The 17,800-nt window shown below is 41.6% G+C and carries 14 protein-coding genes and 1 CRISPR repeat array; of the genes, 8 read left to right on the top strand and 6 right to left on the bottom strand.

Translation table 11 applies throughout. The features are described from left to right. Positions 1 to 63: 63 nt before the first annotated feature. The 4 genes from uppS (at position 64) to G4P69_RS09795 (ending at position 5,065) form a co-directional block, all read left to right on the top strand. Positions 64 to 807: a polyprenyl diphosphate synthase gene (gene uppS, locus G4P69_RS09810; RefSeq protein WP_208338952.1), complete on the top strand. Its 744-nt coding sequence runs from the start codon at positions 64 to 66 to the stop codon at positions 805 to 807. A gap of 55 nt (positions 808 to 862) precedes the next feature. Further along, on the top strand, positions 863 to 2,053 hold the full coding sequence (locus tag G4P69_RS09805; protein WP_208338953.1) for a family 2 encapsulin nanocompartment cargo protein terpene cyclase: 1,191 nt from the start codon (positions 863 to 865) through the stop codon (positions 2,051 to 2,053). A gap of 83 nt (positions 2,054 to 2,136) precedes the next feature. Next, positions 2,137 to 3,549 (top strand): family 2B encapsulin nanocompartment shell protein, encoded by a 1,413-nt coding sequence (locus tag G4P69_RS09800; RefSeq protein WP_208338954.1) that lies wholly within the window; start codon positions 2,137 to 2,139, stop codon positions 3,547 to 3,549. A gap of 100 nt (positions 3,550 to 3,649) precedes the next feature. Further along, positions 3,650 to 5,065 carry a family 2B encapsulin nanocompartment shell protein gene (locus G4P69_RS09795; RefSeq protein ID WP_208338955.1) on the top strand — a complete coding sequence of 472 codons (1,416 nt, stop codon included), beginning with the start codon at positions 3,650 to 3,652 and terminating at the stop codon, positions 5,063 to 5,065. Positions 5,066 to 5,180: 115 nt separating this feature from the next. Here G4P69_RS09795 and G4P69_RS09790 read toward each other — a convergent pair whose 3' ends face one another. Together G4P69_RS09790 and G4P69_RS09785 are read right to left on the bottom strand one after the other, a co-directional pair. Then, complete coding sequence (locus tag G4P69_RS09790) at positions 5,181 to 5,771, bottom strand: HD domain-containing protein (RefSeq protein ID WP_208338956.1); 591 nt, start codon at positions 5,769 to 5,771, stop codon at positions 5,181 to 5,183. 89 nt (positions 5,772 to 5,860) lie between these two features. Next, positions 5,861 to 7,327: a TIGR03985 family CRISPR-associated protein gene (locus G4P69_RS09785; protein ID WP_208338957.1), complete on the bottom strand. Its 1,467-nt coding sequence runs from the start codon at positions 7,325 to 7,327 to the stop codon at positions 5,861 to 5,863. An 865-nt stretch (positions 7,328 to 8,192) separates the two neighbouring features. Between G4P69_RS09785 and G4P69_RS09780 the strand changes: the two genes are divergently transcribed. Genes G4P69_RS09780 through G4P69_RS09770 form a run of 3 tightly spaced genes read left to right on the top strand, consistent with a single transcriptional unit; the run spans position 8,193 to position 11,590 of the window. Then, entirely contained in the window at positions 8,193 to 10,238 is a 2,046-nt protein-coding gene (locus tag G4P69_RS09780; protein WP_208338958.1) for a type III-B CRISPR-associated protein Cas10/Cmr2, read from the top strand. Beyond that, a complete protein-coding gene (locus G4P69_RS09775) occupies positions 10,229 to 11,425 on the top strand; it encodes a type III-B CRISPR module-associated Cmr3 family protein (protein ID WP_208338959.1) in 1,197 nt (398 codons plus the stop codon). Before G4P69_RS09780 ends, G4P69_RS09775 begins: the two co-directional genes overlap by 10 nt. A gap of 9 nt (positions 11,426 to 11,434) precedes the next feature. Beyond that, entirely contained in the window at positions 11,435 to 11,590 is a 156-nt protein-coding gene (locus tag G4P69_RS09770; protein ID WP_208338960.1) for a hypothetical protein, read from the top strand. 198 nt (positions 11,591 to 11,788) lie between these two features. Beyond that, positions 11,789 to 13,182: a CRISPR direct-repeat array (repeat unit 36 nt; unit sequence GTTTCCAACTATTCCGATTTAACCCAATCGGTAGGG). Positions 13,183 to 13,701: 519 nt separating this feature from the next. Here the strand turns inward: G4P69_RS09770 and G4P69_RS09765 are convergent. The 4 genes from G4P69_RS09765 to G4P69_RS09750 all read right to left on the bottom strand — a co-directional run bounded on the left by G4P69_RS09765 (position 13,702) and on the right by G4P69_RS09750 (position 15,825). Beyond that, a complete protein-coding gene (locus G4P69_RS09765; protein ID WP_208338961.1) occupies positions 13,702 to 14,226 on the bottom strand; it encodes a hypothetical protein in 525 nt (174 codons plus the stop codon). Next, entirely contained in the window at positions 14,210 to 14,530 is a 321-nt protein-coding gene (locus tag G4P69_RS09760; RefSeq protein WP_208338962.1) for a hypothetical protein, read from the bottom strand. Before G4P69_RS09760 ends, G4P69_RS09765 begins: the two co-directional genes overlap by 17 nt. Positions 14,531 to 14,543: 13 nt before the next feature. Next, complete coding sequence (locus G4P69_RS09755) at positions 14,544 to 14,978, bottom strand: hypothetical protein (RefSeq protein WP_208338963.1); 435 nt, start codon at positions 14,976 to 14,978, stop codon at positions 14,544 to 14,546. Between the two features lie 118 nt (positions 14,979 to 15,096). Then, positions 15,097 to 15,825 carry a hypothetical protein gene (locus G4P69_RS09750; protein WP_208338964.1) on the bottom strand — a complete coding sequence of 243 codons (729 nt, stop codon included), beginning with the start codon at positions 15,823 to 15,825 and terminating at the stop codon, positions 15,097 to 15,099. Positions 15,826 to 16,734: 909 nt separating this feature from the next. On the opposite strand from G4P69_RS09750, the gene ltrA reads away from it, so the two are divergent. Beyond that, on the top strand, positions 16,735 to 17,697 hold the full coding sequence (gene ltrA / locus G4P69_RS09745) for a group II intron reverse transcriptase/maturase (RefSeq protein WP_208338965.1): 963 nt from the start codon (positions 16,735 to 16,737) through the stop codon (positions 17,695 to 17,697). Positions 17,698 to 17,800: the final 103 nt, after the last annotated feature.

The raw sequence follows: 17,800 nt of genomic DNA, 5'->3' as shown, positions 1-17,800 counted from the left end.
AGTGGCTCCTCCGTAGGGAACTGGTGAACCCGAAGGGGTGAACGATTTGAGACGGTAATTATTATGGACTCAACAATTTCCATGTTTGCCCAAAACATACCTCCGCAAGATAACGCTGACGGACATATCCCGCGTCATCTTGCGATCATCCTCGATGGGAACCGTCGCTGGGCACGCGCTAACAAACTAGCAGATGTTAGTGAAGGACATCGCATTGGTTTCAATAAGATTCCTGAGGTTCTGTCATGGTGTGAGGATTTGGGAATCCGAATCGTGACGTTGTGGATGCTGTCTACGGACAATATCAGGAACCGTCCGAGTAGGGAGCTTGCAGCTTTGTACGAGATTGACGAAGATGTGGTGCAGCGCCTAGTAGAGACCAAGCGCTTCAAGCTAAACGCTATCGGATCGCTAAAACTCCTACCGGATAGGCTAGCAGGGGTGTTACGAACCGCTGTACAGAAGACAAAAGATGTATCGGGGATGCTGGTCAACCTTGGGATCGCCTACGGCGGACGAGAGGATATCCTGGAAGCGATCCAATCCGTGATTGCTGATGTTGTTGCCTCGGGCGAGATCGAGATCACGGAGGAGCTTTTCTCTGCACGTCTGTCGACCGGAGGTCAACCAGATCCAGATCTAGTCATTCGTACGTCCGGAGAGTACCGAACTTCAGGGTTTTTGCTATGGCAAGCGGCGCTCTCTGAGCTGTATTTCTGCGATTGCCATTGGCCTGACTTCACAAGAACCCATCTCCTGCGAGCTGTGGAAGCTTACAGCCTACGCGATCGCCGTTTTGGCTATTAGCTAGGCTTCATGAATCATAATTTCTATGCAAGCGAGGAGCCAAGTGGATAAATTCATGACAAATCCAACGGGGCTAGGCACTTCAGCCGCCCGGCTCGTTGAACTGCTTAAGAGCAACCGTGAACAAGCCGCAGCGCATTCGACACCGAATGCTGCGACATCCCCCCCTAAGCCGCCTCAAACGCCCCTCTCCAAGGGCTTTGTAACTGGGTCAATCACGCCCACCACCTTTCTAGGTCCAAGCACATCCGTCAATCAGCCACCGTTTGAATCTGCAGCAGGGGTTACCATACCCTCCCTGTATTGCCCAGATCCAGTTCGCATTGACGAGGATCTGGGGAACGATGTCAACGAAAGGCTGATGGACTGGGCTGAGAAGATCGGGATCTTCTCTGAAAATCTCGACTCCGTTCGGGCTTTCAACTACGGTCGCTACGCCATGCTCGTTCATCCCGACACAGATGACCCCGACCGAATCTTGCTGGCTGCACAGTCCATAGCTATTCTGTTTGCAGTAGACGACCATTACTGCGATGACGAACGCGCTGGGTCGGATCCCACCATTCTAGGGCGTCGCCTCGCCCTCGCCCAACCAGCGCTAGATCCGGCTTATATTCTTGACCCAGAATACGACGCTCAATACAAGGCAGCAATGAAGTCCGACCCGGTTCGCGTTGCACTCGCGGCATATATTGATCGCGTGGCAGAGTATGGTACGCCCGTGCAGGTCGATCGGGTTCGCCTGGGTACCCTCACCCTGTTTATTCCGATGAATTGGGAAGCAACTTGGCGGATCACTGGCGGTGTGCCTCCTGCTTGGGAATACTTAGCTGTTCGCCAAGCCAACAGCGCTGCACCTTGCATGACACTAATTGATATCATTGGTGGCTACGAAGTGCGGGGCGAACTCTACTCCATTCCTGCAGTCCGCCGAGCCACCATGATTGCAGCTAGCGCAACTGTTATTCTCAATGATCTTTACTCGATGGCTAAGGAGGCAAAGCAAGGTATCGCTGATGGCGGACTACCAGTCATTATTGCCGCTGAGACAGGCTGCTCCCTTCAGGAGGGAACCAACCGCACTGCGGAAATCCACAATAATTTGGTACGCGAATTCGAAATCGCCCAGCGGGAGATTATGTCTAAAGTCCCCTCGGTGGAGCTTTGGCGGTATCTTGCAGGTCTGCACGCATGGCTTGGCGGCAACCGCGAATGGCACAGTAAGAGTGCACGTTACAAGACCTAACTGAACGGACACCTCGACTGTACGAGTCGTTCTAATCGAGTTAATCAGATCAGTTTTTTGTTGTTAATCAGAGAGGATATTTTATGACCAGTTCTGCAAATTTACCCACCTCAGACATTGATCTTCTACAGCAGCAAATGAGCTTGAGTACGGAGGCTGCAAGTAAGCTAGCAACAACCACCAAAACTCAACCCCAGATGCAGGGAATTAGCTCACGGTGGCTGTTAAAACTGCTGCCTTGGGTACAAGTAGTGGGTGGTAGCTTTCGAGTCAACCGTCGCTTAACCTATGCAATTGGAGATGGACGGATCAGCTTTACTAATACAGGGTCTCAAATACAAGTTATTCCTCAAGAACTCACTGAGTTACCTTTGTTGCGGGGATTTGAAGATGTTGAGGTCTTAAATGCTTTAGCTGGTCAATTTGTACAACGAGAATTTGCTGCAGGCGATGTTATTTTACAAGCAGGTCAAGCAGCTGATCAAGTATTGCTGATTGCCCATGGTAAGGTAAATAAAATTGGTTCAGGCAAGTATGACGATCAAGTTGTTTTGGATGTATTAGCCGACGGCGACCATTTTGGCGACTACGCTTTAGTCGAATCCCAAGATACTTGGGATGTCACCCTTACCGCCCTTACTCGTTGCACGATCTTGTTTTTACCTCAAACAGCCTTTGAAAACCTGGTCAACCAGTCTGAGGCGTTACAAGCACAAGTGGATCAATTCAGAGCAAAATTGCGCCAACCCAAAAACCAAGAAGGGGAAGCTTCAATCGAGGTTTCCTCAGGGCACCTTGTGGAAGCAGCATTACCTGGGACTTTTGCAGATTATGAAATTAATCCACGGGAATATGAGTTAAGCGTCGCTCAAACTGTTCTGCAAGTCAATTCACGGGTTGCGGATCTCTACAACGAACCCATGAACCAGACTGAAGAGCAATTACGGCTTACCATCGAAACATTACGGGAACGCCAAGAACACGAAATAGTTAACAATCGTAACTTCGGATTGTTACACAATGCTGATCTCAAGCAACGTATCTTTACCCGCAGTGGTCCCCCAACTCCGGATGATCTTGATGAGTTGATCTCTATTGTTTGGAAAGAACCGAGCTTTTTCTTAGCTCATCCTCGAGCTATTGCTGCTTTTGGTCGGGAATGCAGCCGTCGTGGACTCTATCCTACTCCTATTCCTATGGGCAACAGTACAGGTCTGACTTGGCGTGGTATTCCCATCTATACTTGCAATAAGATTCCCATTACACCAGAGCGTACTAGCTCCATCCTGCTAATGCGCGTAGGAGCAGCCAACCAGGGTGTAATTGGTCTTCATAAAACTGGCATTCCTGATGAATATCAGCCTAGTTTGTCTGTGCGCTTCATGGGTATTAACGAAAAGGCAGTTATCTCCTACCTAGTTAGCGTTTACTACTCTACAGCTGTTCTCGTTCCTGACGCCCTAGGAATCCTTGAAGATGTAGAAATTGGTCTCTAAGTAGCCGCACATCGTCCTTAAAATAGGGGAGAACAGCTGTTCTCCCTTATCCTCGATCCTTTCTTAGGACTGTAAATTTAGTAGATGAAAAGTTAAAATTATGACAGATGCTTTGAGCCCGTTGAATTTCGGGCTTGAGAACCAGCAACCACAAATGAGCTTAAGCACGAAAGCAGCGCAGAATTTAGCTGAAACCACGAAAACTCCGCCCCAGATGCAGGGGATTACTCCAAGGTGGTTATTACAAATGTTGCCTTGGATAGAAGTCACGGGTCGAGCTTATCGGGTTAACCGTCGCTTGACTTATAATCTTGGCGATGGACGTGTCAGCTTTACCAATACAGGAGCCGAAGTGCGGGTTATTCCGCAAACACTTTGCGAAATACCTTTACTGCGTGGGTTTGAGGATATTGAGGTACTCAACGCCTTGGCAGACCGTTTTGTGCAGCAAGAATTTTCTAGTGGTGAGTTCATTGTACAGGAAGGTCAACCCGCCGACCGGGTGTTATTAATTGCCCATGGTAAAGTTAATAAGCTTAAGGCAGGAAAGTATGAGGCGCAAGCTTTACAGGATGCCTATGTCTTATCTGACGGCGCTCATATTGGCGATCAAGCTATAATTCTGTCGCAAGATACTTGGGATGTTACCCTCAGAGCCATTACGCGCTCGATAGTTTTGTCTTTACCAATACAGGCATTTCGGGAGTTACTAAACCAGTCTGAAACGTTGCAAGCTCAAGTTGATCGCTTTAGATCTATTTTGAGGAAACCACGGGATAAGTATAATCAAGCCGCGATCAACATGGAGGTAGGTCATAGTCAGGAAACTCAGCTACCAACGACATTTGTTGATTACGACTTAAGTCCACGGGAGTATGAGTTAAGCGTTGCTGAAACCATTTTACAGGTAAATACCAGGGTTACTGACCTCTACAATGAACCCATGAACCAGATGGAGCAACAATTACGGTTGACTATCGAAGCGTTGCGAGAACGCCAAGAATACGAAATGATTAATAATCGTAATTTCGGGTTGTTGCACAATGCTGATCTCAGACAACGCATCTTTACCCGTAGTGGTCCACCGACTCCAGAAGATCTTGATGAATTGCTCTCAAGGCGGCGCAAATCAAGTTTTTTGCTGGCTCACCCTCGCGCGATCGCTGCTTTTGGTCGCGAGTGTAACCGTCGTGGAGTTTATTACCCAACCAGAGAGATTAACGGAAAGCTCGTACCTGTTTGGCGCAATTGTCCGATTTTTCCTTGTGATAAAATTCCCATTACTAAGCAGGGTACTAGCTCTATTATGGTTCTCCGTGTTGGAACAGAAACCCAAGGGGTGGTAGGTTTACACAAAACGGGTATCCCTAATGAATACCAACCGAGTTTGTCTGTAAAGTTTATGGGTATCGATGATAAGGCGATCGCTTCGTACTTAGTGAGTACTTACTACTCCATAGCCGTACTTATCCCTAATGCACTCGGCATTCTCGAAAACGTTGAAATTGGGCGCTGAAGTCTACCGATTATCATCTACAAAGATATTTAAATTGTAGTGCGGGCATCTTGCCCGCGTTGTGTTTGTTATGGTAACTGCTTTGTGACGCTGTTAGAATTGCCTTGTCATGCTATTACGCGGCAACTTTCTCCAACTGAGCAATAGCCCTCTCCAATTCCTGAGTCAAACAACTTGAACCTGCTTGTTGATACACTGCCAGCAAACTGCGAAAGTACCAAAGCGTTCCTTCTTTACCTGCTTTAAATTTATTCCAAACAGTTTCTCCTTCTCGATACCAATCCGCTAAGATTGAGCGGGCATTGTGTAATTTATCAGCTTGGGAAACTCGCCGTACCTCCAAACAAGCATGACGCATTCGTTCTATATGTTCTTGTTTACGTTCTTTCCAAGGAGGTTTGGGCATAACTTCTGATTCTGTACACCCATCAACTATATCAGCTACTTTTTCACCAAATTGTTGACGAATTTCTTCACGAATTTTTGCTCCACCTTGATCTTCAATTGCGTCATGAAGTAGCGCGGCGATCGCTTCATCCTCAGAGCCACCATCTTCTAACACTAATGCTGCTACACTCAACAGGTGAGTGATGTAGGGAATTTGACTGCCTTTTCTTAGTTGGTTAGCATGTAGCCGAGTTGCATAGACTAAAGCTGATTCAAAGCGAGAACCTAATTTTGGTTTTTCTAAGGGGTTTAAAGTCATAATTTTTGGTTAGGTAATAATAGGGAATTCAGGAGTCAGGAGGAGCTACGGAACTTGCTCCTCCTGATTCCCGCATCCTGATTGTTTGTTTAATCTTGGTAAAGTTTCCAAGTTTTTCGAATGTCGTCTGCCATGCGCGAGCGTAAATCTTCAGGTAACAATATCTCTACATTTGGACCCCAAGCTCTCAAACGCATGATCACATTGTTATCATTCTCCCGATAAAAAGCCGTATAGTAAGCATCTTCTGGGAAACGCTGCAAAATTTCTATTAGATGCTTTTCTTGTTCTGAATGATTAGCATAATTGTGAATTAACTCAGCTATTTCCTGATACTCTTTCACAAGAGTGAATGTTTCATGACGAAATGTATCTTTAATGTGCGACTCATGAAAAACACGGTTGAAGCGAAGCAACATTAAGCCAGAGGGTTGATAAAAATCAAAGCCCCAAGCTTGTTTCATATCATCTTGAACATCTTCTGGTTTAGGAAGATTCTTCCCGTGATATTTAATCAACAAAAATTCAGGAATACGAGTATCTGACCATTCTAAAAATTTTTCTGATTTAATGCGTTCAAGACGATAGTTATACCAGTTGATATGTCCTTCAGGATTAACGCCATAAGCACAAAGATATTTAGCACGTTGAACATAGTAAATACAGACAGGATAGACAAGACACTCTCTTTTACCTAAACGAGCACTGTGATAATAAAATAAGATTAGTTTAACTTGATCTGAACGCCAATTTTCTTGTAACTTCTCTTGAAGCGAATCCACTTCATCTTGAATTTTTTCAGGCACAACATAATCAACATGTAAAAACACGCGGCGGGTTCCAGAAACTTCATGAGAAATTTGGTCTGCAATTGGAGCTAATTTAGGGTCGAGGAAAGTTAGCATATCCAAGGCTTGAGCCAAATCAGCTAATTCAGTAGGATTTAAGCCACCAGGAATGTTAGGTTTCCCTGATCCTGAGTGAGGATCTTCTTCTACAATCCAACTTGGTAATTCATTAAGTTGATAAATTTGATTTTGTCTTTTAGATACAGAATATTGAAACTGAAGACATTTCTTATCTTTAAGGAAATTAATATCATTTTGTAAAGTTTTACGAGTTTTTGCAAAAAGACGATCCTTTAAGATCAGCTGGATAGCTTGCTCTGATAATGCAAGATGCTTTTGCAAATCGTGTTGCCAATCAGCAACAGAAATTCCGTAGAAAAACAACCAATCCTTTATTGTTTTATAACAAGGGCATTGGGAATTATGATCTTTTAAGATATCCGCTATCTTTTCTAGTGACTTACCTTGAGGGTGGTTTGATTGATGAGAAGGCTGTAATTTAAAGAATTCTTGGCACCACTCATTAAATGTTAATCCACCTTTTGGCTCTGTGTGGAGTTTTTGTTCTCCATCCCCATAGAACCAGTTGATCAATCTCCATCGCCGCATAGCAGTAATCAAATTTTGGCTTTGGTTGAGTGAACCTTCGACTAAATTGTCTAAAAGCCGAACGGTGGGAAACAAGGAAAATTGTTCAAAGTTAGACATAATCTGCTTTTTTAAAGCTGCCACTTTAACTTAACAAGCTATTGGACACCTCTGTTTCCAAGCCTTCGCAGAGAGCCGGGAGGTGGAGGGGAAATGTCAATGCTTCGTTCCAAGTTTAGTGAAAGGCTGGAAAACCCGCTTTCCTCCTCTATGGGATAGTGAAAATGTTCTTTAAGCGTTCTTAATTAGACATCTCCAGAAATGGGATGTAGGGGCGTAGCCTCTGGCTTCTCGCAGAGTACGGCGCTCGCCCTGAGCAAGGATTTCAAGGAACGCATCATTAATTTTCACCAGATGTCTATTGGATTGTTCACAATCTTTTACGGAGTTAACCATATATTGTATAGTTACCAGCTTATAACGAAATGTTAACAAGAAAGAATACAGGAGTCAGGAGTCAGGAGTCAGAATCACTGTATAAATTCTGTGTTGTTGGTGGATCAATAAAAGGGTTAAAAAATTTTGTTCCGGCTCCTGTATTCTGTATCCTGGCTCCTGTATTCTGACTCCTGTATTCTGGCTCCTTAGCTAAACCTTAAAAAAACCTAAATAACATTTTCTAGGTGACGAAAAGGACTAGTGTAGAAAGTATTGATTCGTCATGATTCTCTGTAGTTTTGTGCCATTTCCCATACCTGAGATCTTGCACCCCGGCTGAATCAGCCCGATATCCCGCCCAGAACTTAAGTTCCGGGCTAATAGCTTAAGTCCATTGAAATGGACTGAAATTCTTGAGCAGTCCTCTTGAGAGGACTTTAGCTATCAGAAGCGCGATTTGAATCGCTGGCTGGCTGACAGCCCAGGTACAAGATATCAGATACCGTAAATATCATTGTTCACTCTTTAGAGTTTGATTATCTTGCTTATGATGAACCAAGTTTACACTGCAATTACTTTTGCTCCTGTGCAGGGATTTATTGAAAAATCGCGTAAATTACGAGATTTGTATGGAAGTTCTTTTATTCTGTCTTATATCGCTAGTGCTATTTGCTGCAAAGCTACAGATCTAGGACTTTGGGTGGTTTCCCCAGCTTCAATTAATCTGACTCAAGGAACTCCTAACCAAATCATTATAAAAGGTAACTTTCCTAGACAAGATGCTGAGGAGGTTTTGAAGTCTACTTGGCATGGTGTTACACAAGCTTGTCGCCAATGGATTGAGGATAATGTTGACGGCAACTATTCTTGGCAACGGGAATGGAATTTATGGACAAATTACGCTTGGGAGTTTTTTTGGGGACAAGGTGAAACAATGAGCGCAGCGCGGAGTAATTTAAATGAAATTAAGCGATCGCGCAACTGGAGTGCTATCAACTGGACTGGGGAAAGTTCAACTTTGTCAGGAGCAGATGCTATAGCTATTCCTAGTTTGTGTAGCACTCATCCCCATAGCTGGAATTATCAAACTCAAAAAACAGAGATTAAAGAATTTTATAAAAATCTTAGTTATGCAGTAGGAAAGAACTTTATTGAACACATTATCGCGCAATTGAAACAAAATAATAAGAAAATAGAAAATAGATTAATTGAGAAATATGGTCAAGGTTTCATTCTTTTTGTTAAAGACAGATTTCCAAAGATTAGTCAAGGGGAGCGTACAGAATTGATCCATGAATATGGAGCAGCTATTATTGACATTGATGAAGAATTGAGCATTCCAGAACTGATAAAACGCTTGATAACTTTGGAAGTAATTAGTGTTCCTTTAGGAATTGCTACTGAAGACATTCCGGAAACATTCCGGGATTTAAATAGATTAAATAACAAGAAAAATCAGAGTACTATCGAACCTGATAATCGATGGAGTGGCTGGTTTCAAGGCGATGGAGACAAAGCAGGAGAATATCTCAAATCGTTGTCAAACAAACAAGATGCTAACCCTGACAACGATACCCATGATTTCAGTATGGCTATGCTAAAGTGGGGGGAAGAATCCTTAAAGCCTAGCTTGAATTATACCGGTAAAGGTAGAATAATTTACGCAGGAGGAGATGATTTTTTAGGTGTTTTCTATCGCACTCCTCCAAAAACAAGGTTTTTAGTGAAGTTAGTAAAGTGTGTAAGTTATAGGCTAGCTAAATCACAACCTGAATCGAAACAAGAAATAGATGAATTTAATCAAGAATTTAACAAAAAAGGGTTACACCAAGATGTCAAGCTTAGCAGTGAAATTCGAGAGGGATTTGCTTATATCATAAAAAATGAAAACGACTCAGAACTAAAACAAGCACTAGCAGAAGCCGGACTTAATCAAATAGAAGCAGAAAACTTATTTAAGGAACCTGTGCTTAAACCTCAAGAATGTCTTGATTGGTTTTATAAATTTAATCCAGACAACCATAATGCTTTATGGAAACAACACCAAAAACCAATTGGCGTTAGTGTCGGATTTGTTTGGGCTGCACCAGGTGTTCCGCAGAGAGATATACTGCAACATTGCCGAGATGTAGAGAAAAAAGCCAAGAAACAGGGACGCAACCGTCTAGCAATCCGCATTCTGTTTAATAGCGGTAATCATTTGGACTGGGTATGTCCTTGGTGGTGTTTGCAGGAAGTGTTGGAGGGATACTGCGATCGCTCTTGGCGGATCCTAGACGGGCATCGCGAAGCAGGGCGGCAAAACGGCGATCGCAACCAACAAACAGCTAAAAAAGCAAACTGGGGACATATTTACGCAGATGTAGCGGTACTAGAGTCTCGTCATGCTTTTAAAAACCAGATAGATATAGCCAAAGCACTATTTGGTATTTATTTTCCTGAACAAAAGTATATTTTAGAACAGCATTTATGGGATTCACAAGGAAAAACGGGTATTCTTGGTAATCAAGAAGGTGATTCTAAATATACTATTGAAGCTCTAAATAACTGGGTTATTAATCTTGCAAAAATAGGATTTCATCTATGTCAGTAATAGAAGTACAAGACAATGAACCTAATACTAATTTAGTAAAAGAATCACTTTTTAAATATTTAGTCGTAATTGAGCCATTAGGATTTTTATATGGCAGTGCTGGCAGATTTTTATCGCCAGAAAACTTGGTAGGACGTTCAGGTACGAGTTTTCCGCCTAGTGCTGCCAGTTTATCTGGTTTATTTGCTGCTAAGTATGCCGAAGAAGAACGACAAAAAGAACCAGACGACAAGAAATTTAAGCAAAAACTCAAAGCAAGATTAGAACCTTTATATTTTGCTGGTCCTTTTTGGGCAAAAAGTGATTCTCCTCAAAACTTTTATGTTCCTACTCCTTTCAATTGTTTAGTCAACGAAGGCACAGAAGATATTGCATATCAATTAAGCTGGTGTGGTTTGTGTCAAAAATGGGTAAATAAAACAGGAGAATCACCTACAGGTAAATTTGAAAGTGGTAGTTGGTTAGCAATACAGGATTGGGAAAAATTACAATCAACTGATTTGAATAAGCTTCCCAAAGTATGCTCATCTCCTCCTTGGAAAAAAATTCCACATTTGCACCCTCAACTGAGAGAAGATGAACGGCGAGTCAAGTTAGAAAGACTGGAAGACAATAGCGAAAGAGGTAGTTTATTTTTAGAAAATGGAGTCCAACTAAACCCCGATTGTTGCTTGGTTTATCTGTGTAGTGACGAAGTTAAATCTGGTTGGTATCGATTTGGGGGTGAGGGACACATGGTAGATGTGCAATGTTTACCACTGGAGCAATCTACTAGAAATCTTCTCACACAGGATGTTGGTAAAAGTTTTGCATTAATTACTCCGGCTATTTGGGGTTCAAATCGTTTATCAACTCGTTTTCCCGAGGTGTGGAATTGCAACCACTATCTAGCAACTGTACTGACTGAACGTCCCAAACCTTTTCGCTATCGACTGGGAGGTGAAGGAGAAACCAAACGACTGTCACGGGGACGATATGCAGTTCCGGTGGGTACTATTTATGTGATGGAAACCCCTCTCAATCCTTGGCAAGATTGGGACGAGAAATGGTTCCCCAAAGAAGGACCATCCCTGAAGCGCTGGGGATGCGGTTTAGCGCTACCGTTACCAAGCGCGATCGCTCATACCATTTCCGAAAATCCTGATACAAATACAGTGTGTAGGGGCGAATGCCATTCGCCCTCATAGATATTTAATGTGTATCAACATTTAAGTGAAAATGGCTTGTTGAAGTTTGGAGACGATATAGAGTTACTGACTATCTTTCCTGATGATTCTCCAGAGTGCGATGATTTTCTGGAGAATGAAGCAAGTAGAAAATCTGAGGAAGATAGCTTCCAAAAACTTTGGTAAAATAGCCCGTCCATCGTTTCAGTAGATCGGTACAAAAAAACTCTCCTTAGTTTGTAGTTGCGCTTTAGCGCATCAACATGCAACTAAAAAGCTTTTAAGTGATTTTACAAAATTTTACATAGTCCTTACTCTTTTTAATTTTGAAAAAAAAAACCCTGCTCTAAGTTCCAGATATGGGGGCTTTTAATTATTACTGTTGCTTACAACTATTCCGATTTGACCCAATCGGTAGGGAATATAATAATAAATATTATACGGTTCACGAAGAACAGTTTCCAACTATTCCGATTTAACCCAATCGGTAGGGGGTAGATTTTCAGCTGGCGCAGTAGATACTCAAGGTTTCCAACTATTCCGATTTAACCCAATCGGTAGGGATTTTGCGCAAACCCATAAAACTTTTGCACCAAATTGTTTCCAACTATTCCGATTTAACCCAATCGGTAGGGCATTCATTGCTGATAGATTGTGTGACGACTTTAATTGTTTCCAACTATTCCGATTTAACCCAATCGGTAGGGCGTACAAAACGTTGCGAGAACATTGGGAAGCCGGTTAGTTTCCAACTATTCCGATTTAACCCAATCGGTAGGGGTAACATTTGAAAGCGAGACAATTGTAGGCCCCAAAGTTTCCAACTATTCCGATTTAACCCAATCGGTAGGGCCACTATTTTTTCTTACAATAGCAGCAATGATAGAGTTTCCAACTATTCCGATTTAACCCAATCGGTAGGGCGGCGGAAATGTAGGAAACGGTCCAAATGGCGCACAAGTTTCCAACTATTCCGATTTAACCCAATCGGTAGGGAAGAAGAAACGTTCCTTCTTCATTTTCTCCTACAAGTTTCCAACTATTCCGATTTAACCCAATCGGTAGGGTTTAGCGGCAGCTGTAAAGACCGGAAACAAACCATCTCGTTTCCAACTATTCCGATTTAACCCAATCGGTAGGGAAGGTAGAATTCTACTGGAAAGATGGTAGAGTTTCCAACTATTCCGATTTAACCCAATCGGTAGGGCCTACAAGAAGCATGGGTGTTACAAGAAGTACTGTTTCCAACTATTCCGATTTAACCCAATCGGTAGGGTCAAATTTTACAAGGAAACTGTTCAGGAGATGGATCGTTTCCAACTATTCCGATTTAACCCAATCGGTAGGGTTTACGATCAACGGTCTGTAAGATTTTTGAGCACGTTTCCAACTATTCCGATTTAACCCAATCGGTAGGGCACTGATGGTTTGTGAATTTGCCAATCTGTGATCAGGTTTCCACCTATTCCGATTTAACCCAATCGGTAGGGACCCAAGCGTCTCAAACAATCGGTCAACCAGGTGAGGTTTCCAACTATTCCGATTTAACCCAATCGGTAGGGTTTCTTCACTAAAAAGCTCCTTTGTCTCGTTGCAGGTTTCCAACTATTCCGATTTAACCCAATCGGTAGGGACGTGAAGTTATTAGAAAACTTCGCATAGTTAAAAAGAGTTTCCAACTATTCCGATTTAACCCAATCGGTAGGGTGGTATTCATAAACAAAGACGCCATAAAAATAAAGGTTTCCAACTATTCCGATTTAACCCAATCGGTAGGGAGTTCGTCTAGCAGCCCTTACAGGGTAAGGGTTTCAGAGCCCAAATCGACACCACTGCTAAAAGTATAGTACATCATGCAAAAAATTGAGCAAAACACATACCTCAAACCTAAGCCCAGTAAGCAATCGACACCAGTTAACGAAAAATATAGGGTTTCAGGGATTGGGTGAGTGGTGTCGATGAGCATGTTACAAAATTTTTTTGGTTATCTATTAAAGATAAATAGTATTATAATTCTTTGGCTTGTAGTATGATTAACCGCCAAAAATTCAAGGTGCGTTACGGCTTCACCTAACGCACCCTACAGTCAATATACACTTCTTCATCTAGTCAGCTAGCCAGCCAGCGATTTAAATCGCTGATAGCTAAAGTCCTCTCAAGAGGACTGCGCAAGGATTTTAGTCCATTTCAATGGACTTAAGCTATTAGCCCGGAACTTAAGTTCCGGGCGGGGTGTCGGGCTGACTCAGCCGGGTTGCAAGATGTCAGTTATCGTTGTTCCAGAGTCACACCCATTCCTAACCCAAATCTATCGTATGTTCTTTTTGCCAAATCTGAAAGTAAGTTTGATACTTAGCATGAGCTTGCTTAATGCGCTCCTCGCATTGTTGTTTTATATTACCATATCTCTGCTCAATTAATTCAATTTCTTGTTGAAAAATTATTTCACGTTTGCTGATTTTTTGCTCTTGCCACTGTTTGATTCTTTCCTGTACTATGTTAGCTGGTCCAACCATGTTAATTTCCGATGGTTCAGCCTTTTGAATTTCTTGCTCCTCCTGGTTAAATAGAGACTTCCTTTGATGAATATAAAACTCTCGTTCTTGCTCTAACTGTTGTAAGCGAGACACAAAAAAATCTATTTCACTTTGACAGTCAACCATCCCGATATTTTTCAATAGGCTGTAGGGATCATTTCCACAAACCCACCTGAGACGAGCATCAATCATCTGCTCCCCATAGTCTTTTTTATCAGGAATCAACTCGGTTTTAAAAAAAGTTTCTGTGGTAAATTTGTCAGAATTATTACTGCAATTTTTCATGATATTTTTCGACTAGTTGATCGTAGGCTTCAGGAAGCTCTACGTTATCGGCATGGTAATTAGCGATCGCCCAAAGCAACGCTACAGGAAATAAAGCAACTATTGAAGCGATGAATGTACCCGCAGAAGCAATCATTGAAAAAGCAACGCCTGCTTCAATAACACTCAGGGATACGCTAATCAGTAGTGCTTCTTTATCAGGTTTCTTATCATGAACGCCCTCTAGATCATTGAGCATATTTAATTGAGCTTGGCTATAAACAGCCTCTGGCTTATCTTGAGAGTAATTGAACTTATCAACCATAATTTCCCTTTTTTTAATGTTTCTGATTTAGAATTGACTTACGAGTGTTTTCAGTCTCTGTTTTCAACTTCATGCCAACGAGAACCTTACTAGCGTTAGCATGAGCATAGAAGCTAGCTACACCGCCGCCGATCAACCCTGCAGATATTGCCAAAGGTCCCCTTCCGGCTTGTTTAGCAAGTAGCTGAGGAACTATCGACAATGTGAGGCTACCAGCTATAATGACTATAAATTGGGCGATCTGTCGTTGGTTGCGCGATAATCGGCGATCGCGCACAGCGTTATATTTAGCGATCTGCGATTTGGCTAAATTATGCTCAGCATACTCTTCAATCGCTGCCATAATCTGTACACGGTCATATCCAGGCATTTGTTTAAGGATTGTTTGGGGAATTTTGCGCCAGTGTTCAAGTCTAGCTTTACGCTTTGGGGGTATTTCAGGTATCATTGTGCTGTGCTTTGTTTAATGAGAAAATCAATAACAACCAAGGTCTTAATAATGGTGCGTTAGCGACTTCGTTTTAACGCACCCCACTGTTCATAGATTACTAGCCGATCGGCAGGGTTCATTTCCGTGCTTTTTGAAAGAGCCAAGACAAACAAGTTTGACTATCGGAATAAGTGCAGATTTGTGTATTCTTAACCGACATTAACTGACGGCTTAATTGGTTTTGTAAATCAACCTCAGGACCAATCATCACTACAGCACCGCCTTTCTGGACGATACTTTCAATTTTTGATTTAATGAGATTAAAGTCTTGACGCTGATGATTGACCATTTCAGCAGCTTGAATCGCGATTACTGCTGCTACGGGTTGATTGTTCCCTTGGCTTTGTTGGTGCTCAATCTCTGTTTCTAAACGAGAAAGTGTATCGATCAAGGATGTACCTTCAGCTTTACCAATTCCAGGTGGTTGAAGCGAGATCTGTTCGCATTGCTTTTGAAAAGACAAGCGATCGCGCTCTTGAAATTCCTGATTGTTTAATATAGCTACCTTATCCGCAAACTTTCCTTGAATATTAATATCACCCTCAACTAACTGCTCGATATATTGGTGACAAAGCGCTTCTAAGGATGTTTTATAAGGTTGATTTGACAAAGAGACATCCACCATAAAAGCGCTGGTCACTCGATTAGTAAATTCATCCATAATAAGAGGACTTCCAACTATTAAAACTCCAGTAAAACCACATAGCCAGATTAGCGGTGATCTCCAAAAGTTTGTTTCCTTCTGAACCTCTTTAAAGGAAATATGAGAACGAAGTTGTGAACGATTACGATTAGATAAACTCATAATCAGTAATTTTCTCCTATATATTGATTTTTCAAGGTACTGAATAGACTTCTTACACAAATTATCAAAACCCTACTTCAATCCTTTCATTTATAAACAGATTACCCAGTAGATAAACTTTTCTTTTGTTTTGCGTTGTTCTTCAAATCTCTCTTTACTAGGAGGTAACCCAATATAAATTACCATTTCAATGAGTTCTCTACCTTCTTTGGGATCGGCTAGATAGTGACGAATTTTCTTTCAATCGATCTTTCTGTTAAAACTTTGGGCTGAGAATATAGTATTATCTGCATCTGTAAATATTAGTACGCGATGATTGATCTTCATACGCCTCATTGGCGTTTTTTTGAGTTTGTGCTTGTATGTTTGTAATTAAATCTTATGAGTGGAAATAGAGTCTTCGATAAGTAAAAGTCTTGCCGAGCAAGGGAAAGCACTACTTAACTAGGGTTATCGACGCTTCAGCTAGCCATGGGTAAGATTGCAATATACCTTCAGTTTTTTCTTTTGTGCTCTGTAGCCAGCGCGTGATTCCCTACTTACCTAATAAATCGAACTTGGACGAATCGATTTCCGTTCGGATTTTATATTGAATTTGTTGCCGTTAAAAATAAACTGTAATTAAAAATTTAGCACGTTAACTACGCAAGAACCTTCTTCCTTGAATTCTAAACCAATCGCAATACTGCTCGGATAAGAATTTTTGTAGGTTGGGTAGAGCGACAGCGAAACCCAACAAACGATGGTAAATGTTGGGTTACCCTACAGAAAACCGCCAGAGGTGTCTAAGTTTCTCAACCCAACAAATTTGCTTAGACACACTACTACACACTTTTAATTGTCTTAGTATTGGAAACTTTCATTTCCGTGCAGGAAGTATATTGAAAAACAAATTCATTTCCACTTACCATGGATACAATTATTCAAGAATTTCTCACTTTAAGTAACTTTCAACGTGCCTGGGAAAAGGTAGCAGAAAATCGAGGGAGTGCAGGGGTAGATAGAGAAACTATTGATATTTTTGCTAGTAATCAAACACTAAATATTTATCAATTACGAGATGCTGTTGCTAACGGCACCTATGAACCTCATCCTTATAAGCAAGTAATCATTCCTAAAAAAAATGGCACTCAGCGAGAGTTAAAAATACCTACAGTTCGGGACAGAATCGTTCAGCAAGGATTATTAAACGTTCTTTATCCCATAATCGAGCAGAAATTTTCTCCTGCCAGTTTTGCTTATCGTCCGAATCTTTCCTATTTAAATGCCGTTGAAAAAGTCGCTGATTGGCGAGATAGCGGTTACTCTTGGGTTTTGGATGCTGATCTGGTTAAATTTTTTGATAATATTGATCATCAAAGGTTATTAAAAGAAGTTAGATTTCATGTTGATCATCCAGGAATTTTATGTTTGATTAAATCTTGGATTTCTGCTGGCGTGCTAACAGAAGAAGGGCTAGTTTTACCAAAAAAAGGTATACCACAAGGATCTGTTATTTCACCAATGCTAGCCAACATTTATCTAGATGAATTTGATCGTGTAATTTCTTCATCAGATCTAAAATTAGTGCGGTATGCTGATGATTTCTTAATTTTATCTCAGACTCAGGAAAGAATTTTTGCAGCTTACTCAGAAGTTTCTGAGCTTCTAAATTCTATGGGACTGACGATGCATACTGAGAAAACTCAAATTACTAATTTTGAATACGGGTTTCGGTTTTTAGGCCATGGTTTTTTAGAAAATGCTATATTTCCTGTAAATGTTAAAGATGAAAAGCTGAAGTCTGGAATAGAAAATCTAGAAAAAAATCAAGGTAAAAAAAAAGCCTCAAGCCTTCATCGGAGCCGAAAAAAGAATATGCTGCGACATTAGCTCACGATATACAAGATATTGACTCTCTAAATCAACCATTTCTCAAAACAACAGAAATAGAAGAATTATCTTCATTAAATGAAGATGAGACAACACATGAGCA

Origin of the sequence: Aetokthonos hydrillicola CCALA 1050 (genome assembly GCF_017591665.1) — a bacterium.
In the GTDB taxonomy this organism is placed as follows: domain Bacteria; phylum Cyanobacteriota; class Cyanobacteriia; order Cyanobacteriales; family Nostocaceae; genus Aetokthonos; species Aetokthonos hydrillicola.
This window is presented reverse-complemented; position numbering and strand designations above follow the sequence as displayed.